Below are 24,016 nucleotides of genomic sequence, written 5' to 3' on the forward strand. Positions count from 1 at the left end.
TTCTATTTTGTACATTGTACAAACTTAAATTACAAGCAACTAACTCTTATGAAAAAACTTTTTTATCTATTATTTATAACCTTCTCTTGTGCTACTTTTTCTCAAGAATTCTCAATGGGTTTAGTCAAAAACATGAAACCCAGAAACATTGGTCCTGGTGGAATGAGTGGACGTGTCACAGCAATTGACGTTGTTGAATCCAATCCTGATATTATGTTTGTTGGTACAGCCTCGGGTGGGATTTGGAAATCTACTTCAGGAGGGATTAAGTGGGAACCTATTTTTGATAAAGAAGTAACAGCCTCTATCGGTGCTTTAGCCATACAACAATCTAACCCTAGTGTAATTTGGGCAGGAACAGGTGAAGGAAATCCTCGTAATAGTTTAAATGGTGGTTACGGAATTTTCAAGTCTCTTGATGGCGGAAGATCATGGAAATCGATGGGGTTAGAAAAAACACGTCACATACACCGTGTGGTGATACATCCAGATAATCCAGATATTGTTTACGTTGGTGCTATTGGATCACCTTGGGGGAAACATAAAGAACGTGGTGTATATAAAACTACCGATGGTGGTAAAACTTGGAAACAAATTTTATTCAACAATAATAAAACAGGTGCTGCCGATTTAATTATGGATCCATCCAATCCAAACAAATTAATAGCTGCTATGTGGGAACACAAACGTGATCCTTGGTTTTTTAAATCAGGTGGTAAAGGAAGTGGTTTATATATTACCCATGATGGTGGAGATAACTGGAAAGAAATTACAGAAAAGGAAGGTTTTCCAAAAGGAGAATTGGGGAGAATTGGAGTAGCAATCGCTCCTTCCAACCCAAACACTATTTATGCTTTGGTAGAAGCAAAAAAAAATGCCTTATACAAAAGTGAAGATGGTGGTTTTTCTTGGAAAAAAATTAACGATAAAAGAGGCATCGGAAATCGACCTTTTTATTACTCAGAAATTTATGTAGATCCTCAAAACGAACACAAATTATACACAGTTTTCACATATATAAATGTTTCTATTGATGGAGGAAAGAGTTTTAAGCAACTCATGCCTGCTTATGGTGTTGATAATGGTATTCATCCAGACCACCATGCTTGGTGGATTCACTCTAAAAATGGAAGATTCATGATTGATGGAAACGACGGTGGAATGAACGTTACCAAAGATGGAGGTAAAACTTGGCGTTTTATTGGTAATTTGCCTGTTGCACAATTCTATCATATTAATGTAGATAATGAGTTTCCTTACAATGTGTATGGCGGTATGCAAGATAATGGCTCTTGGCGTGGACCTGCTTACGTATGGAAAGATCAAGGAATTCGTAATTCATATTGGCAAGAAATTAGTTTCGGTGACGGTTTTGATGTTGTACCTGACAAAGACGATTCACGCTATGGATGGTCTATGAGTCAACAAGGTTATGTATCTCGCTATGATTACAAAACAGGAAATAATTACACCGTTCGTCCAACACATCCAGATGCTAACGTGAAACTACGCTTCAATTGGAATGCAGCCATTAATATTGACCCGTTTAACAACAGCACTTTATACTTCGGTAGCCAGTTTGTACACAAATCAACCGATAAAGGTTTAACGTGGAAAATAATTTCTCCAGACTTAACCACCAACAACCCTAATAAACTCAAACAATCAGAAAGTGGTGGACTAACTATGGACGCTACTGGAGCAGAAAATCACTGTACTATTTTAGTGATTGAACCTTCTCCTTTAGAAAAAGATATGTTATGGGTTGCTACGGATGATGGACAAGTGCATATTACTAAAAATGGAGGGGCTACTTGGACAAATGTTGCCAAAAATCTGAAAGGGTTACCTGAAAATAGTTGGATTACTCAAATAAAAGCATCTAATAAAAATAAAGGAGAAGCTTTACTAGTTGCTAACGATTATCGTCGTTTTAACTATAAACCTTATGCATACAGAACAAAAGATTACGGAACTACCTGGGAACGTATTGTTGACGAAAGTGATGTAAAAAGCTTTACACAATGTATTATTGAAGACCCAATTGAGTCAAATTTACTTTTCTTAGGAACTGATGATGGCTTGTATATTTCTATTGATGCAGGAAAAAAATGGACTAAATGGACGGAAGGCTTCCCTACAGTTCCTGTAAAAGATTTAGTAATTCACCCAAGAGAACACGATTTAGTTATTGGTACTTTTGGTAGAGCAGCTTGGGTTTTAGATGATATTCGTCCATTAAGAGCAATAGCTAAAAACCAAAATATTCTTGCCAAAAATATTGAGTTATTCACTCCTCCAACAGCATATCAAGCTGCCTATCAGCAACCCACTGGTAGCCGATTTGGAGCCGATGCCATGTTTAATGGTACCAACAGAAGTCGTGGTGCTTTAATTCAGTTTTATGTAAACAAACCGAAATCAACTAAAAAACCTGAAGAAAAAGACAAAAAATCAGTTAAAAAAGAAGATGAGAATAAAGTAAAATGGGACTCTATTAAGTTTGAGGTGTTTGATGGTAACAGACTTATTAGAACTCTTAAAAGAAAAACTCCTGAAGAAAATGGTATTCATAAAGGTGTTTGGTTTATGAGTGAAAAAGGTGTTGCCAGACCTTCTAGAACTATCAGAAAACAAAAAAGAGAGCCTAGAGGTGTTCGAGTAAAACCTGGAACCTACAGAATAAAAGCTACGTTTGGTACTCAAACATCAGAACAAAACATTACTGTAAAATTTGACCCTAGACTTCATATTTCTCAAAACGCAATCGATCAAAAATATGCAACAGCCAAAGATTTAGAGGCTCAACAAAAAATTATAACTGGTGCAGTAAAACAGTTAGTTGAGAGTAAAAATATAGCAAATAGTTTCAACCAAAAACTATCTAAAAAAGACAAACAACTTTATAAAGAGTCAATTAAAAACTCCAAAGATATTGTTAAGGAAATTGATACGCTTTTAGCTATTTATTTAGGAAAAGTAGATAAAAGACAAGGAATTACTCGAAACCCTGAAGTAAATGTTATTCAACGATTAGGAACTGCTAGTAGATATGTGAATAGTAGATTTGGTGAACAAACTTCTACAGAAAAACAATTAATCATTCAATTTAAAGAAACGCTAAAATCTGCATTAGAAAAAACCAATGCATTCTTTGATAAAGATTGGAAAGAATATAAAATTGAAGTTGAAAAAATAGATTTATCCCCTTTTAAAGAAACCAAACAATTTAGCTTAGAATAAAAAAGCTTGGTTAAAAACGAAAATTAATAACCCAAACATACACTTATGAAAAAACATTTCTTACTACTTGCCATTGCCATTTCGGTAATTGCTTGTAAAACGGATAAAAAAGATTCTGACAAAGCCATTATAGCTCTCAAAAAATATTCTATTGAGCAAATGATGGATAACGAAAATGTTTTTGGAGGAAGCTTTTCTCCTGACAACTCTAAATTACTAGTAACTAGTAATCGTTCAGGAATTTATAACATGTACACTGTTTCAACATCTGGTGGTGAATTAGAACCTATTACAAAATCAGATAGTTCTTCTGTTTTTGCAACATCTTATTTTCCAAAAGACGAAAGAATGTTGTTTAGAATGGATAATAATGGTGATGAAATTTACCACATCTTTTTAAGAGAACTTAATGGTTACATTAAAGATTTAACACCAACTAAAGGAGCTAGAGCTAGCTTTTTTGGATGGGGTAAAGATGAAAAAAGTTTCTTTTTTACTTCAAACAAAAGAGACAATCGTTTTATGGACCTATATGAAATGGATCTTGAAACGTTTACTCCAAAAATGATTTATGAAAACAAAGAAGGCTATAACGTTTCGGCTATATCAAACAACAAAAACATACTAGCACTAAGCAAAACGGTTAATACCAACGATAGTGATTTGTTTTTGTTTGATAGAACCACCAAAGTAATCACCAAAATTAATCTAACATTGAGCGGTAATTCTGCTGCTGATTTTTCTATTGATGATACTGAGTTCTATTATACAACAGATGCTGAAGGTGAATTCGCTACCTTAATGAAATATACTATTAGTACCAACGAAACAGAAAAAGTATTAGCCAAAGATTGGGATATTTCTGGAAGCTACTTTACTAACAATGGTACCTACAGAGTAACATACATTAATGAAGATGCTAAGAATGTAATTGAAGTTTATGATGTTAAAGCTGGTAAAAACATAGAGCTTCCTAATGTTGATGGAAAAAGCATTACTAGTGTTGGTTTTTCTAGAGACGAAAGCATGATGCGTTTTTATGCTGGTGGCTCTAACACTCCTTCAAACTTATATGTATACGACTTAAAAACTAAAAAACAAACGCAGCTAACTGATGTATTAAATAAAGAAATTAACCCTAATGATTTAGTAAAGGCTAAAGTAATTCGTTACCCTTCTTTTGATGGAGTAACTATTCCTGCAATTTACTATTTACCTCATCAAGCTTCAGAAGATAATAAAGTTCCTGCTTTAGTTTGGGTTCATGGAGGCCCTGGAGGACAATCACGTCAAAATTTCAGTTCTAGAATTCAATATTTAGTAAACCATGGCTATGCTGTTTTAGCTGTAAATAATCGTGGAAGTAGTGGTTACGGTAAAACCTTTTTTACTATGGATGATTTAAACCATGGAGAAAAAGATTTACGAGATTGTGTAGAAGGGAAAAATTGGTTGGCAAAACAACCAGAAATTGATGCTGAAAAAATTGGAATCATTGGAGGGTCTTATGGTGGTTATATGACCATGGCTGCTTTAACATATACTCCTGAAGAATTTGCTGTTGGTGTAAACATTTACGGAGTTACAAACTGGATGCGTACCTTAAAAAGTATTCCATCTTGGTGGGAGTCTTTTAGAGAAGCTTTATACAAAGAACTAGGTGATCCGCATTCTGCAGATTCAGTAAGACTAAAAAGAATTTCTCCTTTATTTCATACTGATAAAGTAACAAAACCATTAATGGTGTTACAAGGAGCTAAAGACCCAAGAGTTTTACAAGTTGAGTCTGATGAAATTGTTGCTGGAGTTAAGAAAAATGGGGTTCCTGTAGAATATGTTCTTTTTGATGATGAAGGGCATGGTTTTGTTAAAAAGGAAAATCAAATAGAAGCTAATAGTAGAATCTTACAATTTTTAGACACCTATTTAAAGAAAGAAAAACCTATAAAAAATGACGAATTATAAACAAGTTAGCGCAATTTTAACATCCTAATTTTTCGTAAGAAAAACCTGGTTTTTATTTTTGCTTATATAACAATTAAATCTCCTGCATATACATAATATGCAGGGGATTTTTAATATAACAAACAACCTCTTTAACAATTATGAAAAAGTTTTCTTTATTAATTATCACTTTATTTTCATTAAACAATTTCGCTCAACAATCAGTAACCCCAGACCCGACAAAAGAATTAGGTGTATGGTATATGTACAACGGATCTCATCAAATTTCTAATAAGTTTAGCTTAAAAACCATGGCACATTTTCGCTTCTTTGAAGTTGGAGATGACATGCAACAATTTATTGGACGTTTAGGTGGTAATTATAAATTTAATAAGACCATAAGTGCGACTGTAGGATATGCTTTCTTAAATACTGATAGAACTTTTGATGTTGATGCGGGTGATTTTAACGAACATCGTATTTATGAAGACCTAAATGTAAGTCATAAAATAGCTAGCTTAAATTTAGCTCATCGTTTTAGAGGAGAACAACGTTTTTTTGAATCGACCACTGGCAATTTCTTTCGATATCAATTAGCCTTGGGGCATCCTATCAATGAAAAATGGTCTACATATCTATACAATGAAACCTTTTTAGACTTTGAAGAAGACACCTATAATCAAAACTGGTTTGGCGCTGGTTTTAAATATAAAGTATCTGACATTGTAAAGCTCCAAGCTGGGTATCAACTAATACATGTAAACGAGATTGGTAACTTTAATAGAATTCAACTAGGAGTTGCAATCAGTACAGATCATAGAAAATAGAACTAACTAATATTTCATACTTTAGCGGCAAATTATTTTTTAAATGAAAGCACCTCTTTTTACAAACGATGCAATCGTATTCGGTATTTTAATGATTTCCTTAGGTTTTGTATTTTATACAGAATCAAAAACTTCAGGATTTTGGCATAAATTTTATAAAATAGTACCAGGTTTATTCATGGCATATTTTATCCCTGCTATATTTACTACTTTAGGAGTTATTTCTCCAGAGTGGGAAACTACCAGTGCTGCAGGTGAAGTAGTAAAAAACAAATCACAACTGTATTATGTTTCTAGTAGATTTTTATTACCAGCTGCTTTAGTTTTAATGACACTAAGCATTGATTTAAAAGCTATTTTCAACTTGGGTTCAAAAGCTTTAATCATGTTTTTTACAGGGACTGTTGGAATTGTAATTGGAGGACCTATTGCTATTTTATTAATTTCTGCCTTTTCACCAGAAACCGTAGGAGGAGCGGACTTTGATGCTGTTTGGAGAGGACTTTCTACATTAGCCGGTAGTTGGATTGGTGGTGGAGCAAATCAAACTGCTATGTTAGAAATTTATAAATACAATCCTGCTAAATATGGAGGAATGGTGTTTGTTGATATCGTAGTGGCTAATATTTGGATGGCTATCATTTTAATTGGAATTGGTAAAAAAGACAAAATAGATAAATGGTTAAAAGCTGATACCTCAGCTATTGAAGATTTAAAACAAAGAGTTTCTAACTTTACACAAAGTGTAAAAAGAACTCCTACATTGACCGACTTTATAATTATGCTTGCCATTGCTTTTGGTACTGTTGGTTTTGGTCATTTTGCAGGAGCGTATTTAAGCGACGTTTTTGCTTCTATAACTGCTAGTATGGAATCTCAAACTTGGAGAAACATCTTCTCTTTCTTAGGTTCTAACTTCTTCTGGTTAATTAGTATATCAACAATTGCTGCTGTTATCTTATCTTTTACCAAAGCAAAAAATTACGAAGGTACTGGAGCTAGTAAAATAGGAAGTATTTTTATTTATGTGTTAGTAGCAACTATTGGAATGAAAATGGATTTGACGTTGATTTTTGATAATGTAGGACTAATTGCTATTGGTTTGGTATGGATGGCTATTCATGCTGGATTATTAATCTTAGTGGCTAAATTAATCCGTGCTCCATATTTCTTCTTAGCTGTAGGAAGTCAGGCAAATGTTGGTGGAGCTGCTTCTGCCCCAATTGTAGCACAAGCTTTTCACCCTTCTTTAGCTACTGTAGGTGTTTTATTAGCTGTTTTCGGATACGCTATCGGTACTGTAGGTGCAATCCTATGTACAATTTTAATGGAAATAGCCTCAAAAGTTTAGGAGAAATCTGCATATTTGCAACAGACAAATTTTGAATTCAATGAAGAAAATTATTGCTCTTTTCGCAATTGCACTTGTTGCTTTTGCTTGTTCCTCTAAAAAAGAAGGAAACATGGTTGTTAAAGGTCAAATTAAAGGATTAAAAAAAGGTACTTTATACCTTCAAAAAATGAAGGATACATTATTAGTATCTGTTGACTCTATGGCGTTATTAGGTGATGATAAATTTATGCTAACAGATAACGTTGAGTCTCCTGTTATATATTACTTAACTTTTGATGGTAATACCACAGATAAACACATAATGTTTTTTGGTGAAGAAGGTGAAATTACCATAAACGACAAAATTGAAGAATTTGGTTTTAAACCTGAAATTAAAGGGTCAAAAAACCAAGAAGTAATGGATGAATACCGTAAAATAAATCAACGTTTTATAGATCAACGTTTAGATTTTGTTAAGAAAGAAGTTGAGGCTCGTCAAGCTCAGGATGAAGTACAATTAGAACAAGTAGAAGCTGATTATAAGAAAATGATTCGTCGTCGTTACTTATTCTCTACAAACTTCGCCATTGCAAACGCTGATAGTGAAGCTGCACCATATATTGCATTATCTGAATTATACGACGCTAACATTCAACTTTTAGATACTATTAATAACAGTTTAACAGATAAAGTTAAAAGCTCTGAATATGGTAAACGTTTACAAAAATTTGTAGATGATATAAAAGCTAAAGAAGAAAAGTAAAATTTACTTTTCTCTTAAAATATAAAAAACCGTTGTTCTTTTCAACGGTTTTTTTATTTTATTACATTTGAAAAAAATTAAAACTTATGAAAAATAAAAAAGAGATTATTACTTTCTGTTTACTGTTATTAGCACTATTTTCTTTTAGTCAACAAAAAACTATTTCGAGGGACTGGACTTCATTTACTCAAACCTTAAATATTAATTCTAAAAACAAAAAGAAGTTTAAAGTAATTGGTAGCATGAAGGTTAAAACTCTTGATAGAATGGCTTGGGGTGGTTTATGGGCTAGGGTTGACACCAAGGATGGTGAAGTTGGTTTTTTTGATAATATGAATAATAGAAGAGTGGTAAATAATCAATGGCAGAAATACACCATTGAAGGTTTTATAAACGAAAACTCGAAATCTTTAAATTTTGGCGGATTATGCTCTTACAATGGAGATTTTTATTTTGATGATATTAAACTTCTTATAGAAGATGAAAAAGGAAACTTCCAAGAGGTTAAATTTATTAACAATAACTTTGAAAAAACTATAACTAATAATAAAATAGTTGGTTGGAATGAATCAATAAATAAAAAAAACTCAGTAAGAGTTAAAGAATATTCTTTGGAATCTAGTAATGACAGCTTTTCTGGTAAAAAATCTCTACTAATAAAAGGTAGAGGTATTAAAGTCCCAGATCAAAAATGGGGTTACATAGGAAAAGAAGATGCGAAAAATCCTGAGATAGAAAGTATGATTTCTATGTTAGAAGATTTAAAAAGAAGAGTTGAAAGAACTGTAAAAAGTTTACCTCAAGAACACGTAGATCACTTACACGACCCTAAAGCTAACCGAATTGGTTCCTTAATTATGCATCTAGCTGCTGCTGAAGCCTATTATCAAAAATATACTTTTGGAGAGTCACTAATCGACAAAAAAAATAAAGAAGAATGGGAAGCAGGAATGGATCTAAATAATAAAGGAAGAGATTTATTAAAAGGTAAACCTATTAGTTATTATTTAGACATTTACAATAACGTTAGAAATAAAACTATAGAAGAGTTAAGAAAAAGAAATGATAAATGGTTTAAAAGTACTAATGCAGGGAATAGTATTTCTAATCAATATGCTTGGTTCCATGTTATGGAGCATCAATCGAGTCATTTAGGTCAAATATTATTTCTTAAAAAAAGACTTCCTGAATTAAAAAAAGAGGTAAAAATTAAAGAAACTATTAAAAACTAATTAAAAAAGCTCATTCAAATTGAATGAGCTTTTTATTTTCTGTGTATTAAATTTTAAAAGACAATACTGGTAACTTACTGTGGTTAGCAATATCTTCTGAAATACTACCTTCAAAAAAATGTGCTACTCCTTTTCTACCATGTGTAGCTACCACTAAAGCATCTGAGTTTATTTTATTGGCATAGTAAAACACTCCTTTTTCTACAGTGTAATCAGAAATAATTTTTACCTTCTGTGCGCTTTCATCATAACTTTCATTAGTCTGATTGAAAAAGCGCTTCATTCTTTCTTCTAACTCTTTCGTGCTTTTAAATTTAGACGTTGGTGTACTCACATACACTAGTTCCATATCTGCGTTAAACTTCTTAAGAAACTCTTTTGCATCTTTATATGGCTTTACATCGTCATCAGAAAAATCGCAAGCAAACAATACCTTTTCTATTTGTTTTACTATTGGCTCTTCTTTAATTACTAATACAGGTACATGTGCATAACGGATAACCTTTTCTGTATTAGAACCAATAAACATTTCTTTTAAACCACTAGCTCCTTTAGATCCCATAACTATTAAGTCTGCTCCTTCATTTCTTGCCAACTGATCTATTTCGCTAAAGATTTTAAAATGCTTTATAATTGGGGTTACTTTTATATCTGATAAATAATCTTTCTGTAAAAAATCTGCTAATTTCTTCTCAGTCATTTTTAAGTAAAACAGCATTTCTTGCTGCAAATAACTTTCTGATTGACTCAAGACAGCGTTAGATAACTCAAGCATATGCACTACCAATACCTCAGCATCTGATCTTTTTGCTAAAAAAGCTGCTGTTTGTAAAGCATTTTCAGAATATTCAGAAAAATCAACAGGGACTATAATTTTTTTCATGATTTATTACTTTTAGGTTTAATGTCTCCTATAAAGTTACCTAAATTTTATTAGTAAAACTATGATTTTTATCAGTTTATAAACTGCTATATATTCTATACATTTGTTCTCTTAAATTTTACATTTGTTATGGAAAAAAACTCTTCTAAATTTGCGGGCGTTATTGTACGTGCCTTTATTTCTTTAATGGTCGTTTCTATTTTAGGTATTTTATTAAAATTTTTTATTACCATACCCAATCGACTTTTTTTTAATAGACTTATAGCATATACCAGCACACATTATTCATATAAACCAGGACAAAATGGATGGACTTTTGATTTTTTTGTGTTAAATAATGATGGTTTATATGTAGCACTACCTTTACTTTTAGTAATTTTTATTGCTTTTATTTTTTACTTTGGAGTATTTTCTGCTATTGCTGCATTTTTAAATTTTAAAGCACAAAACACGCAATTAGCCAAAAGAGATTTTATTTTAACACTACTTGTTGTTAGCTTCTACTTTATGCCCAAGTACATAAATATTGAATCTTTTTTTAACATCAATGAAAGGGGTGCTTATGTACTTAAAGAGCGTATATATAATCCTAATAATGAAATTTGGGAAATAGGTATACAAAAAATAAAAGGTATTTATATTAAAGACCATAAAACAGTAAGCAATGATTCTTCATTTTTAGTTGTGAAAAAAATTAATACTACCAAGGTAGATACTGTTTTATTTGAAAAATTAGTTATTCCGGGTAGTAATATTTACACTTTTAATGCAAAAAACACTTTATGGCTACTTGAAGCTTCTAATAATTATTTAAAAGCTTTTAACATGGTTAATAGCAATATGGTTATAAAAAATAAGGAAGATTTAAACCGTATGATGCCTAAAAAATATCAAAATAGAGGTGTTGCTGAATTAAGTTACTCTACTGCTCAAAAAAATAGTATTTATGTAAAAACTAATTACGGTGAGGTGTTATACTTGCACACAGATGATAATTTAATCACTGATAAATACAAATACACTCACAACACATACTATTTAAGGCGTATAAACGAACATAGATATAAATTATTAGCAAAAAAGAAACAGCTAGCTACTACTTTACAAGAAGCTGTGTTTTTAAATGCTGAAATTATTTCTTACACAAATAATGTTGTTATCATTAGACACAAAGTCAACATAAAAAAAGAAACACCGTATACCATTTCGGCATATAATGCTATAACAGGTAATAAACTATGGGATTTTAATGAAGAGAACAATCCTTTTTTAAATGATGTTTATGGTAAAATTATTGTAGATGCAACTTTTTTACCAAACAAAACAATTCTTAGTTTTTATGATGCATTTACATTAAAAGGAAATGTAATAATAGATAATCATGGAAACCATATAACCCAAGGTATTGGTATAACTGAACTAACTAGCAAATAAAGATTTAAAAAACACCTTGTATATTACATATTTAGGCTGTTTTAAATTATGATTAATGACAGCCTTCAACTGAATTATGAATATCTGTTACAGGAAGTGGAGAAACATAAGGTATTCCTAATCCTAATCCTCTAAGAATAAACAATGCTCCAATAAAAACTACAACATAAGGTATTGCTTGTTGAACTCTTTTTCGCACCAAGCCATTTGCAAAATTACCTGCATATACTACAGCTGTCATTAATGGTATTGTTCCTAATCCGAAGAGAAACATATATAAGCTTCCTGATAACATATTAGTTGTACTTAACGCTCCAAAAACTGCCATATACACTAATCCGCAAGGCAAAAATCCATTTAGAAAACCAATGGTAAAAAAAGTATCGTTTCCTTTTTTCTTCAACTCTTTTCCTAAAGAAGATTTCACTTTCATTACCAACCTATTTATTGGATTTGAAAAGTTATATTTTTGAAAGGTTTTAGGCACTAGAATTGCTAAAATCATTAATACCCCTACAATAATTGATAGTTGTTGCTGAAAACCAAAGAAATAAAACCCTTTTCCTAGTAATCCGAATAAAAAACCTATTAAACTATAAGTAAATAAGCGTCCAAAATGATAACTGGTAATTTGAAAAAACTGCTTTACTTTATTAGTTCTATCTACAGGTAACATAAAGGCTATAGGACCACACATACCAATACAGTGGAAGCTTCCTAATAAACCAAATATGATTGCTGAAAGAAACATTAGTACACCAACTCTTTCTGAAATAAATAATCTTTACTTTTGTAGTTCCAGGAAACTGTTATGTTCCAACGACCACCCAACAAACGTTTCTCAGGCACGAGCAAATATGTTTCGGAGATCGAAATAGGCATTTCGAAATCCAATTGTTTATCAGATGGTCTGTATAGGAACACTTTTCCTTTTATATCTTTAGGATTAAAGTCCGTTGGAAAATGGACTTTAATTCCTTCAGTTACTTTTTCTATTTTAATATTGTCTTTTAATGCTTTTGCATTTTTAGTAGCATCTAATTTGTTCTGAAATTCTAATTCTTGTTGATAATATTTTTCAGTTACCAAATCGTGATTAAAATTTTTACCTGTACTCATTGTGATTACAAAATACATGATAAAGCCTATAAACCCTACAATTGCTATTACTATACCCGTGCCCCAGTTTAGTTTCATTTTATTTATTTTTTAGTCTTTAGTTTTTAGCTTTTAGTTGCACTGCGAACTAAAAAACTACTAACCTATCGACTGATTATCTATAACTTCTTGGTCCTAAAAAGTTGGTTGTAGTGGTTTCAATAAGTTTATCACCACTATACACTCCTATTTTTAGTTTTTCCTTTTCATTTTTCATTTCAGACTGATGTAACTCTATAAACAAAGTTCCTTCTGCTAATCCTTGTTTTGGTACTTCAAAATCTTGATGTGTTACAGTTTCTATCTTCCCTTTATGGGATAACAATCTATAACTCACATTATCAATTTGTTCTGTAGTTTTATTTATTACTTTAAAGGTGTAAATATTACTAATAATTCCGTCTTCTTTATGTTGATATAACTGACCAGGTAATCGTAAAATTGTTGCTTCTACATCATTCCTCAAAAACAGCATTCCTATTAAAATTCCTATTAAAATGAACAATACTGCTGAATATCCTTTCATCCTAGCTGTAAACTTAAAAGGTACTTTCTTAACAATGTTCTCCTCACTAGCATAACGAATTAACCCTTTTGGTAATCCTACCTTTTCCATCATGTGGTCACATTCATCAATACAAGCTGTACAGTTTACACATTCTAATTGCGTACCGTTTCGAATATCTATTCCTGTAGGACATACATGTACACATTGAAAACAATCTATACAATCTCCTTTTCCAGATGCTACTCTATCTTCTTTTTTATTAAACTTTCCTCTTCCTACTTTTCCTTCTCCTCTTACATGGTCGTAAGCAACATTTATCGTTTTATTATCTAACAATACTCCTTGTAATCTACCATAAGGACAAGCAATGATACATACTTGCTCTCTAAACCATGCAAAAATAAAATAGAAAACCCCTGTAAAAATTAGCAATGAGATTAAAGTGCTTAAATGATCTAATGGGTTACCTGTTATGTAACTTATAAGTTTATCACTTCCTATTAAATATGCTAAGAAGACGTTTGCTATAATAAAAGAGATGATAAAAAAGACAATCCATTTTAAAACTCTTTTTTTAATTTTTTCTGCATTCCAAGCTTGTTTTGCTAAACGAATTTGTTTTCCTCTATCTCCTTCTATTAAGTATTCGATTTTTCTGAAAACCATTTCTAAAAAAATGGTTTGTGGACAAATCCAACCACAGAAAATTCGGCCAAAAACAACAGTAAATAGAATGATAAAAACCACTCCTATTATCATTGAAATCACCATTAAGTGAAAATCTTGTGGCCAAAAAGGGAACCCAAAAATATTAAACTTACGCTCTAAAACATTAAATAGTAAGAACTGATTTCCGTTGATTTTAACAAACGGTGCTAGTAATAAAAAAGCTAATAAAAAATAGCTTACATAGCTTCGATATTTATAAAACTTTCCACTTGGTTTTTTTGGAAACACCCAAGCCCTTTTACCTTCATCATTTATAGTACCAATACTATCTCTGAATTGTTCGTTTTTGGGTGTTTCCATAATCAACTATTAAAAACTAATTTGTAACTATTATTTATTGAATGTTTTCTTATTGTTCTTCATCAGGCTCAGCTACAGCAGGAGCTGCTCCTTCTTCTTTGTATAACTCTCCTTGAGGCTCTTTTGGTTTTGCAGGAGTGGTTCCTTGTAAAGAAATAATATAACTCGCTACTTTTTGAATGTCAGCAGGTTTTAATGTTTTATTCCAAGCTACCATCCCTTTACCATCTCTACCTCCATTAGCAATAGTGTTGAAAATATTTTTCATACCACCACCTAAAATCCAGTAATTATCGGTTAAGTTTGGTCCAATACCACCTCCACCGTCAGCAATGTGACATGCTGCACAGTTTAAGTTATATACTGCCTTACCTCTACTTAAATCTCCAGCGTCTGTTAAAACAGTAGCCGTTTCTGCATCAATAACAGCTTCTTTTGAAGTTGATTTGAACGCTGCCAACTCTCTTTTAGCTTCAGCAACTGCTTGTGCATATTCCATTTCTTGATTATCTGCTCCTAGTACATGGTACCTTACTAAGTACACAGCTGCAAAAATGATTGTTGCATAGAACATATACAGCCACCATGGCGGTAAGTTATTATCTAACTCCTTAATTCCATCATAATTATGATCCAATATAATTTCATCCTCCTCTTCAATAGCCTTGGCTGCTGTCCATTTGTTTATAATTTTCTTAGCCCAAGCCCAATTGTCAACTTCCTCTGGCTGAATACCATCTTTTTCCATTTGAAGTTGCTCTGCTTTTTGTTGTGCTACGATATTTAAAGCCTCTTTTAACACAACTGCTGTTACGAGTCCTACAATTGCTATCCATACTAATGGATGTTCATACAGGCTGAATGGGTTTTCGTATGATTTAATTGCAGTAGCAATAGCAAAAAAGGTAACTGCAACAAAAACGATATATACTATAGATTGAAAATATTTTTTCATCTTGTTTAATTTTACTAATTATCTAAAGGTAATTTACTTACATTACTTATATATTCTCTTTTGGCTGTAAATACCCACCAAAACAACACTACAAAAAATGTAAAGAATATGGTTAGCGAAATAATTGGGTATATTTCAATACCTGCAATTGTTTCCATATGGTTTTTTACAAACTTTAACATAATTTCTAGTTTTTAGCGCTTAATTGGTCTTCAACATCTTTAATCTTAATATCGGTACCTAATCGTTGTAAATAAGCGATTAAGGCTACGATTTCTCTATCTTTCATTTCAATGAAAGTTTGTCCGTTTTCTTGAGCGTACTTTTTATCTGCTTCATAATTTGTTGCGAAATCTGGATCAGCATATAAGTTTTCTTGAATTTTAGCACCTTGTTCTTCCATACTTGCTTGTGCATTCGCTATATCTTCATCTGTATATGGAACTCCTAAGCTTACCATTGCTTTCATTTTACTTTCAGTATCGCTCTTATCTAACTCATCTCTTATCAACCATTGGTATGCTGGCATAATAGATCCTGGCGATGTACTTTGTGGATCATACATATGATTTAAGTGCCAGCTATCGTTATACTTTCCTCCAACTCTTAATAAATCTGGGCCTGTACGTTTAGAACCCCATAAGAATGGATGGTCGTATACAAACTCTCCTGCTTTTGCAAATTCTCCATAACGTTCTACTTCCGATCTAAATGGACGTACCATTTGTGAGTGACATCCTACACATCCTTCACGGATATAAATATCTCTACCTTCTAATTCTAGTGGAGTATATGGTTGTACACTTGTTATTGTAGGTATATTAGATTTTACTAATAAAGTTGGTATAATTTGAACAACACCTCCAATTAAAATCGCTATAGTAGCATAGATTGTTAATTTTACTGGTCTTCTTTCTAACCAAGTGTGCCAACCTTCTTTAGAAGTTCTGTATTTAGATACTTTTGTTAATGCAGCTGCTTCAGCTAACTCATCAGTTACTTCACTTCCTGATCTTACAGTTTTAACAATGTTATATAACATTACAAATGCTCCCAGGATAAATAAACTTCCTCCAATAGCACGCATCCAATACATTGGAATAATTTCGTTTACTGTTTCTAAGAAGTTACCATAAGTTAACGTTCCATCTGGATTAAATTGTTTCCACATTGAAGCTTGAACAAATCCTGCAACATACATTGGTAATGCATACATGATAATACCTAAAGTTCCAATCCAGAAATGGAAGTTAGCCAATGCTGTAGAGTATAATTTTGTTTTGAACATTCTTGGTACTAACCAATATAACATACCAAAAGTTAAGAATCCGTTCCATGCTAAGGCACCTACGTGTACGTGAGCAATAATCCAATCACTAAAGTGGGCAATTGCATTTACATTCTTTAACGATAACATTGGTCCTTCAAAAGTCGCCATACCATAACCTGTAATTGCAACTACCATGAATTTTAATACTGGATCAACTCTTACTTTATCCCAAGCTCCACGAAGTGTTAATAATCCGTTTATCATACCTCCCCAAGATGGTGCTATTAACATTACAGAGAATGCTACTCCTAAGTTTTGAGCCCAATCTGGTAAAGATGTATATAATAAGTGGTGAGGTCCTGCCCAGATGTAGATAAAAATTAACGACCAGAAGTGTACAATAGATAACCTATATGAATATACCGGACGGTTAGCCGCTTTAGGAACAAAGTAGTACATTAATCCTAAGAACGGAGTTGTTAAGAAGAATGCTACTGCATTATGTCCGTACCACCATTGTACTAATGCGTCTTGAACTCCTGCATACACTGAGTAACTTTTCATAAAGCTTACAGGTAATTCTAAACTGTTAAAAATATGTAATACTGCTACGGTTACAAAAGTTCCTAAATAGAACCAAATTGCTACATATAAGTGACGTTGTCTTCTTTGTAAGATTGTCCAAATCATGTTAGCACCAAAAGCTACCCAAACTAATGCTATGGCAATATCAATTGGCCATTCTAATTCGGCATATTCTTTTGAAGTTGAGTACCCTAACGGAAGTGTTATGGCTGCTGCAACAATTATTAACTGCCATCCCCAAAAGTTAAAGTTACTTAAAAAATCACTCGCCATACGGGCTTTCAGTAATCGTTGTAGTGAGTAATAAACTCCTGCAAAAATGGCGTTTCCTACGAATGCAAAAATTACTGCGTTCGTATGTAATGGTCTTAAACGTCCAAAACTTAACCACGAAATTCCGTCTGTTAAATTTGGGAATAAAAACATAAAAGCCAATAACAATCCTACTGAAAAACCTACTATTCCCCATAGTAAGGTTGCGTAGATGAATTTTTTTACGATCTTATTATCGTAATAAAATTGTTGCATTTCCATAATCTATTTGAATTTAATATCTATTGTTAATTGTTAGTTCTTTGTTTCTTCTTTTACCAGTTCATCATCAAACAACATGCGAACTGACGGCGTATACGAATCATCGTACTGCCCTTTTTTTACTGAAACAATAAATGCTATAAAGAAAATAATAGCCACTAAAATACTTAGTGATAGTAGTAAGTAAATAACGCTCATATCTTGCCTGATAATTATAGTTCAAAGGTAACTGTGAAGGTTTTCTTAAAATATGACTTTTGTCATGTTTCAACTTTTTTTTCAAAAAAATAAAGAGAACTTTTCGTTCTCTTTATTTAAGTAGTCTTTGCAGACCTAGCAGAAGGTTTTTCTCTAAAATAGCATAGCTACCATCTGATAAAAACAACTCTTTTATTTCTTCAAATAGTTTATTTATTTCTTCTTTACCGTAGTTTAAATTTTTAAGTGATTCATTAATTTTCTGAATACTTGCATAGTCATTGTCTTTCTCAAACTCATCGTGCATTTTCTTATATGTTTCTTGGTTTGTTTTTAACGAAATAGCTTCGAGTTCCTCTTTTGTTTCTTTATAATCTGCGTTTATACAATAGATAAAAAGATAGGTTTGTAACTCTTCTTTTGACCAATTTACTTCAAAGTTTTTCATGACGTACGGTTTTTAGGTTTACTCAAATTTAATCATTTTTTAGGTAGAAACACAATGATATTTATCATAAACCACTAAATAACAAAAAGTTAAATAGTCATTGAAAACAACTTTGTTTCTGGTTGTTTTTCGTGTAACTTCTTATCAAATGCCATGCATATATTACGTACATATGGTCTAGCCTTTTCTGGAACTGTTAACTTTTTCCCTTTAATAGAGACCAAACCATCATCTATCATTTCTTCTAATTTTTCTATATGTGTTTCTACATTTTCAATCTGTAATTGCTCTTCTTCCCACGAAGTGGAGAAATGACACATGATATTTAAAATATGCTTTCTAATTATTAAATCTTCTTCTGATAATATATGCCCCCTAAACACAGGAATTTCTCCTTCGTTTACAATTCTTTCATACTCTTTTACCGTTTTTACGTTTTGTGCAAATCCGTACCAAGAATCTGATATTGATGACATACCTAAACCAACCATTAACTGTGTTTTGTTAGCTGTATATCCCATAAAATTACGGTGCAGCGTTTTATTTTCTGTAGCTTTATATAAGCTATCAGTTGGTAACGCAAAATGATCCATTCCTATTTCTATGTAACCCATTTCTGCAAATAACTCCTTTCCTATTTCATACAACTCTCGCTTTTCTTCATTTTTAGGTAAATCGTCTTCATTAAATCCACGTTGCCCTACTCCTTTTACCCACGGAACATGTGCATAACTATAAAATGAAATTCTATCAGGTTCTAACTCTTTTGTCTTATTAATTGTATGAATTACATTTTCTTTTGTTTGAAACGGAAGTCCAAACACTAAATCGTGACTAATAGATGTATACCCTATTTCTTTTGCCCAATTATGTACTTTTTGTACATTTTCAAAAGGTTGTATTCTGTGGATTGCTTCTTGTACTTTTGGATTGTAATCTTGCACTCCAAAACTTACTCTTGTAAACCCTAAATCATATAGAGTTTGTAGATGTTCTTTTGTGGTATTGTTTGGATGTCCTTCAAAACTAAATTCATGCTCAGGATGTTTCTTTGCACTAATAAAGATTCCGTCTATTAATCTTTTTAATTGTTTTTCAGAAAAGAATGTTGGAGTCCCTCCTCCCAAGTGAATTTCTTTTATTATAGGTGTTTCATCTATCAAATTAACATATAACTGCCATTCTTTTAAAACAGTTTCTATATAAGGATCTTCCATTTCATGACGTTTTGTTATATGTTTATGACACGCACAAAACGTACATAAACTCTCGCAAAATGGTAAGTGAATATACAAGCTAATTCCTTCTGTAGAATTACTTTCGATAAACGATTGCTTAAATGTTGCTATCCATTTTTCTTTTGAAAAGGTATCATTATCCCAATATGGAACGGTTGGATAACTTGTGTATCTTGGTCCTGGAATGTTATATTTTTGAATAAGTGAATTCATGTTCTTAATACTATTTTGTTTCATTCTTCATCAAAACCTCTCAAAATAGCGGTTAAGCCAATTCTAAAGCGATTTCAATCATTTCTTTAAAGGTTTGTTCTCTTTCATCGGCAGTTGTTCTTTCTCCAGTAACTAAGCTATCTGATATGGTTAAAATTGATAGCGCATTTACTTTATGTTTTGCTGCAACTGTATACAATCCGTTTGTTTCCATCTCAACACAAAGCACTCCATAATCTGCCCATTTTTTATAGCTTTCAAATTCATCGGCATAAAACTCGTCTGAACTTAAAATATTTCCTGCTTTTAATGGGATTCCTTTTTCTTTCGCTGCTTCAATAGCTTTTTGGAATAGTTCAAAACTTGCTGTTGGTGCATAATCGGCTCCATTAAAACGTATCGTATTTAACCCTGAATTAGTAGAAGCTGCCATTGCTATAACAATATCACGTATTTCTACTTCTTTTTGATAAGAACCTGCTGAACCAACTCTTATTAAATTTTTGACTCCGTACTCATTAATTAATTCATGTGCATAGATTAACGCAGAAGGAATTCCCATTCCTGTTCCTTGTACAGAAATTTGTTTTCCTTTATATATTCCTGTAAATCCTAACATACCACGAACATCATTATAACAAACTGGATTTTCTAAAAATGTTTCTGCAATCCATTTTGCTCGCATAGGATCACCTGGCAATAAAACAGTTTCTGCTATTTCTCCTTTTTTTGCTTCTATATGTATGCTCATTCTTTGTTCTTTTAGGTTTTAAATTATTTAAAACTCGATTTTTAATACTGATTCTTATCTGAAACACCACTCGTTACTAAATCAACTCCTGAAGAAGTTCCTAAACGAGTTACGCCCATTTCTATATATTTCTTGGCGGTTTCTATATCTCTAACACCTCCTGCTGCTTTAATTTGAGCTTTTCCATCTACAACACTATCCATTATTACAACGTCTTCAAAGGTTGCTCCTCCAGTACCAAAACCTGTAGAAGTTTTTACAAAGTCGGCTCCTGCTTCTACAGCTAATTGACTTGCTATTTTTATTTGTTTCTTAGATAAGTAACAGTTTTCAAAAATCACTTTTAATATGTTTTCTCCTATTTCTTCTTTAATTAATCGAATTTCTTTTTCTACATAATTCTCATCACCATCTAACAACTTACCAATATTGATAACCATATCAATTTCTGAAGCTCCATTTTTTATGCAATCTTTAGCTTCAAAAACTTTAGCCTTGGTTGTCATTGCTCCTAATGGAAAACCTATTACTGCTGCTACTTTCACTTCTGAGTCTTGTAATTCTTTAGCTGCTAACTCTACATAACATCCATTTACACAAACTGCATAAAAATTATATTCTTTAGCTTCATTACATAACTTAACAATATCTGCTTTTGTAGCTGTGGCTTTTAGTAACGTATGATCTATGTATTTATTAATATTCATAATTATACTTCTTTTACTCTTTTTAAAGTGTCTAATTTTGATAATGATAACCTTACGATACTTTCTTCAGTAGCTGTTAGACTATGTACTACTTGTGGTTTTAATGAAATTATATCTCCAGTAACCATTTGTTTTACTTCTCCTGCAACTCCAAAATCTATAGATCCTTTTACTATTTGAACAATGATTGCAAATGGAGCTTGGTGATCTTCCATAGTTTGCCCTTTTTTAAATACCACTCGTATTTCTTTTGAGAAATCTGTATCTAATAATAAAGACACCGCTGGTTTAAGTTCATTAAATTTTATATCTTCTAAAAATGAGACTACTTGCATAATTTTTTATTTTATTTTTCTACCTAACATGTTGGTTGCTATAGTTGTAAATATTACTACACTAATTGAACTCAGCGGCATTAAAATAGCTGCTATTACAGGCATTAACTGCCCTGTTACCGCAAAATAAAGCCCTACAACATTGTACATTAAAGATAGTAAAAAACAATACTTTATAATTTTTATCGCTTTTTGTGACGCTTTAATATAACTTCCTATCTCACTAAATTTTGTAGCATCTAAAATAGCATCGCAAGCTGGTGAAAATACATTGATGTTTTCTGATAGTGCTACGCCTACATTACTTTGTGCTAATGCTCCTGCGTCATTTAATCCGTCACCAATCATCAATACACTTTTGTTTTTTTCTTGTAGTTCCTCTACATAATGTAGTTTATCTTGCGGCTTTTGATTGAATAAAAATGCTGTTTCTTTAGGTAATAACTCTTCTAAAAACTTCTTTTCTCCTTCATTATCTCCAGAAACAACTGATAAATCATACTTTTTATTTAAGTTAGAAAACAAGTTTTTAACTCCTTTTCTGTAAGCATTCTTAAATATAAATTTTCCTTTATACTCATTATTGACACTAATATGAACCGAAGTATCAAAGTTTGCTTGTTCTTCTGCATTTTTCACAAAAGAAGACGATCCTATTTTTAATCTTGTTTGTTGATAACTTGTCTCAATTCCTTTTCCTACATATTCTTGATAATTATCAACTGGTAACATTTCTTCTTCTAAAGAAGCATACAACATTCTACTTAATGGATGGTTTGATGACCTTAAAGAACTTTTTAATATTGACTTTTGAATTTTATTTAGATCTTCACCTTCATACGTTATTGTATTTTCTTTATTGGTAGTTAGTGTACCTGTTTTATCAAAAATAACTGAATTTACTGCTGCTAACTGTTCTACCACTGTAGCATTTTTTAAATAGAACTTCTTTCTTCCAAAAATTCGTAAGATATTTCCTAAGGTAAAAGGTGCAGCTAATGCTATGGCACACGGGCATGCAATAATTAATACTGATGTAAATACGTTTAATGCTACACTTGAATCATAGTACAACCAAAAGGTTGTAGACAAAAATGCTATTGACAATACAATTATGGTAAAGTTCTTACTGATTTTATCAGTTAACGTTTTAAATGATGAATTTTTATCTTTTTGAAATACATCGTTACTCCACAACTGCGTTAAATAACTTTGTGAAACCGAAGCTAACACTTCCATTTCTATACTTCCTGACAGTTGTTTTCCTCCTGCAAATAATTTATCTCCTGACTTTTTATTTACAGGAACAGCTTCACCTGTAACAAAGCTATAATCTATTTTTGCTTCTCCATTAATTAAAATTCCATCAACAGGAATTAATTCTTGATTTCTAATTAATAGTCTGTCTCCTTTTTTAACATCGTAAATTTGCGTGTTTTCTTCTTTTTTATCTGTAGTTATTTTTGTTACAGCAATTGGAAAGTACGATTTGTAATCGCGTTCAAATGACAAGAAATTATAGGTTTTCTGTTGAAAAAACTTCCCTAGTAGTAAGAAGAACACTAACCCTGTTAAACTATCAAAAAAGCCTGTTCCTAAGTCTAGCGCAATTTCTGCTGTGCTACGTACAAATAACACAAAGATTCCTAAAGCAATAGGAACATCAATGTTTAAAATTTTAGAACGAAGTCCTTTATAAGCAGAAATAAAATAGTCTTGTCCTGCATAAAAAACTACAGGAAGAGAAAATATAAACATCAACCAACGGAAGATTCCTTTGTATTGCTCTAACCAATATTCAGATACTTCAAAATACTCTGGAAATGATAAAAACATAACATTTCCAAAAGCAAAACCCGCTATTCCTAGCTTGTAAATTAAACTACGGTCTACCTTCTTTTTCCCTACCTCGTAGTCTTCAAGACTTATATAAGGTTCATAACCAATAGAACTTAACAGTAATATTATTTCTTTAAGTGATGTTTTTTCGGAATTATACGTAATTCGTACTGTTTTCTTAGGGAAATTAACTTGAGATGAAGAGACAAACTCCTGTAGTTTGTGTAGGTTCTCTAATACCCAAATACATGAGCTACAATGTATATGTGGAATGTATAAATTTACCACTTGTACATTACCATCGTTAAACTCTAATAGTTTATCTACAATGGATTCATTATCCAAGAAATCATATTTTCCTTGTATCTCTTCAGGTATTGCTCCTGGGTTGTTTTGAAAATCGTAATAACAAGTTAAATCGTTTTCTGAAAAAATTTCATAAACCGTTTTACATCCATTACAACAGAAAAATTTATCTTCTATTATAATTGTTTTTGTGTCGCACTCGTTACCACAATGAAAACATGTTGTGCTTTCCATATTTACTCTTTTGCCTAGTACAAATGTCTGATAAGATATCAAATTAAAA

General features: G+C 31.8%; 21 protein-coding genes. 7 read left to right on the top strand and 14 right to left on the bottom strand.

Translation table 11 applies throughout. From position 1 onward, the window contains the following. Window positions 1–48 precede the first annotated feature (48 nt). The 6 genes from ACKTTR_RS11825 to ACKTTR_RS11850 all read left to right on the top strand — a co-directional run bounded on the left by ACKTTR_RS11825 (window position 49) and on the right by ACKTTR_RS11850 (window position 9,342). Window positions 49–3,243 carry a VPS10 domain-containing protein gene (locus ACKTTR_RS11825; protein ID WP_408028053.1) on the top strand — a complete coding sequence of 1,065 codons (3,195 nt, stop codon included), beginning with the start codon at window positions 49–51 and terminating at the stop codon, window positions 3,241–3,243. A 45-nt stretch (window positions 3,244–3,288) separates the two neighbouring features. Continuing rightward, complete coding sequence (locus ACKTTR_RS11830; RefSeq protein ID WP_408028054.1) at window positions 3,289–5,208, top strand: S9 family peptidase; 1,920 nt, start codon at window positions 3,289–3,291, stop codon at window positions 5,206–5,208. A gap of 140 nt (window positions 5,209–5,348) precedes the next feature. Further along, window positions 5,349–6,014 carry a DUF2490 domain-containing protein gene (locus tag ACKTTR_RS11835; RefSeq protein WP_408028055.1) on the top strand — a complete coding sequence of 222 codons (666 nt, stop codon included), beginning with the start codon at window positions 5,349–5,351 and terminating at the stop codon, window positions 6,012–6,014. Window positions 6,015–6,057: 43 nt separating this feature from the next. Beyond that, a complete protein-coding gene (locus tag ACKTTR_RS11840; RefSeq protein ID WP_408028056.1) occupies window positions 6,058–7,365 on the top strand; it encodes a DUF819 family protein in 1,308 nt (435 codons plus the stop codon). Window positions 7,366–7,405: 40 nt separating this feature from the next. Continuing rightward, window positions 7,406–8,110 (top strand): DUF4369 domain-containing protein, encoded by a 705-nt coding sequence (locus tag ACKTTR_RS11845; protein ID WP_408028057.1) that lies wholly within the window; start codon window positions 7,406–7,408, stop codon window positions 8,108–8,110. 86 nt (window positions 8,111–8,196) lie between these two features. After that, complete coding sequence (locus tag ACKTTR_RS11850; RefSeq protein ID WP_408028058.1) at window positions 8,197–9,342, top strand: mycothiol transferase; 1,146 nt, start codon at window positions 8,197–8,199, stop codon at window positions 9,340–9,342. A gap of 46 nt (window positions 9,343–9,388) precedes the next feature. Here the strand turns inward: ACKTTR_RS11850 and ACKTTR_RS11855 are convergent, their stop codons facing one another. After that, window positions 9,389–10,225 carry a universal stress protein gene (locus ACKTTR_RS11855; protein ID WP_408028059.1) on the bottom strand — a complete coding sequence of 279 codons (837 nt, stop codon included), beginning with the start codon at window positions 10,223–10,225 and terminating at the stop codon, window positions 9,389–9,391. A gap of 129 nt (window positions 10,226–10,354) precedes the next feature. On the opposite strand from ACKTTR_RS11855, the gene ACKTTR_RS11860 reads away from it, so the two are divergent. Further along, the gene (locus ACKTTR_RS11860) at window positions 10,355–11,659 is read left to right on the top strand and encodes a hypothetical protein (RefSeq protein WP_408028060.1); all 1,305 of its coding nucleotides are present in this window, start codon (window positions 10,355–10,357) and stop codon (window positions 11,657–11,659) included. Between the two features lie 52 nt (window positions 11,660–11,711). Here the strand turns inward: ACKTTR_RS11860 and ACKTTR_RS11865 are convergent, their stop codons facing one another. The 13 genes from ACKTTR_RS11865 to ACKTTR_RS11925 form a co-directional block, all read right to left on the bottom strand. Then, on the bottom strand, window positions 11,712–12,410 hold the full coding sequence (locus ACKTTR_RS11865) for a sulfite exporter TauE/SafE family protein (RefSeq protein WP_408028061.1): 699 nt from the start codon (window positions 12,408–12,410) through the stop codon (window positions 11,712–11,714). Continuing rightward, window positions 12,410–12,856 carry a FixH family protein gene (locus tag ACKTTR_RS11870; RefSeq protein WP_408028062.1) on the bottom strand — a complete coding sequence of 149 codons (447 nt, stop codon included), beginning with the start codon at window positions 12,854–12,856 and terminating at the stop codon, window positions 12,410–12,412. Before ACKTTR_RS11870 ends, ACKTTR_RS11865 begins: the two co-directional genes overlap by 1 nt. A 76-nt stretch (window positions 12,857–12,932) precedes the next feature. Next, complete coding sequence (ccoG, locus tag ACKTTR_RS11875) at window positions 12,933–14,354, bottom strand: cytochrome c oxidase accessory protein CcoG (RefSeq protein ID WP_408028063.1); 1,422 nt, start codon at window positions 14,352–14,354, stop codon at window positions 12,933–12,935. Between the two features lie 49 nt (window positions 14,355–14,403). Continuing rightward, complete coding sequence (locus tag ACKTTR_RS11880) at window positions 14,404–15,309, bottom strand: cbb3-type cytochrome c oxidase N-terminal domain-containing protein (protein WP_408028064.1); 906 nt, start codon at window positions 15,307–15,309, stop codon at window positions 14,404–14,406. A gap of 14 nt (window positions 15,310–15,323) precedes the next feature. After that, window positions 15,324–15,491, bottom strand: a complete 168-nt coding sequence (locus ACKTTR_RS11885; protein ID WP_115902066.1) for a CcoQ/FixQ family Cbb3-type cytochrome c oxidase assembly chaperone — start codon at window positions 15,489–15,491, stop codon at window positions 15,324–15,326. Between the two features lie 5 nt (window positions 15,492–15,496). Continuing rightward, window positions 15,497–17,698, bottom strand: coding sequence for a cytochrome-c oxidase, cbb3-type subunit I (gene ccoN, locus ACKTTR_RS11890; protein WP_408028065.1), 2,202 nt, complete (start codon window positions 17,696–17,698; stop codon window positions 15,497–15,499). A 33-nt stretch (window positions 17,699–17,731) separates the two neighbouring features. Continuing rightward, window positions 17,732–17,896, bottom strand: a complete 165-nt coding sequence (ccoS, locus tag ACKTTR_RS11895) for a cbb3-type cytochrome oxidase assembly protein CcoS (RefSeq protein ID WP_073184498.1) — start codon at window positions 17,894–17,896, stop codon at window positions 17,732–17,734. Between the two features lie 112 nt (window positions 17,897–18,008). Next, window positions 18,009–18,344, bottom strand: a complete 336-nt coding sequence (locus tag ACKTTR_RS11900; RefSeq protein WP_408028066.1) for a hypothetical protein — start codon at window positions 18,342–18,344, stop codon at window positions 18,009–18,011. An 89-nt stretch (window positions 18,345–18,433) separates the two neighbouring features. Next, complete coding sequence (gene hemN / locus ACKTTR_RS11905; protein WP_408028067.1) at window positions 18,434–19,795, bottom strand: oxygen-independent coproporphyrinogen III oxidase; 1,362 nt, start codon at window positions 19,793–19,795, stop codon at window positions 18,434–18,436. Window positions 19,796–19,847: 52 nt separating this feature from the next. Continuing rightward, the gene (gene deoD / locus ACKTTR_RS11910) at window positions 19,848–20,546 is read right to left on the bottom strand and encodes a purine-nucleoside phosphorylase (RefSeq protein WP_408028068.1); all 699 of its coding nucleotides are present in this window, start codon (window positions 20,544–20,546) and stop codon (window positions 19,848–19,850) included. A gap of 41 nt (window positions 20,547–20,587) precedes the next feature. After that, entirely contained in the window at window positions 20,588–21,253 is a 666-nt protein-coding gene (deoC, locus tag ACKTTR_RS11915) for a deoxyribose-phosphate aldolase (RefSeq protein ID WP_408028069.1), read from the bottom strand. A 2-nt stretch (window positions 21,254–21,255) separates the two neighbouring features. Beyond that, complete coding sequence (locus ACKTTR_RS11920) at window positions 21,256–21,588, bottom strand: AraC family ligand binding domain-containing protein (RefSeq protein WP_408028070.1); 333 nt, start codon at window positions 21,586–21,588, stop codon at window positions 21,256–21,258. Window positions 21,589–21,594: 6 nt separating this feature from the next. Beyond that, window positions 21,595–23,967, bottom strand: a complete 2,373-nt coding sequence (locus ACKTTR_RS11925) for a heavy metal translocating P-type ATPase (RefSeq protein WP_408028071.1) — start codon at window positions 23,965–23,967, stop codon at window positions 21,595–21,597. Between the last annotated feature and the right edge of the window lie 49 nt (window positions 23,968–24,016).

Source organism: Tenacibaculum litoreum (genome assembly GCF_964513915.1).
Classification (GTDB): domain Bacteria; phylum Bacteroidota; class Bacteroidia; order Flavobacteriales; family Flavobacteriaceae; genus Polaribacter; species Polaribacter litoreum.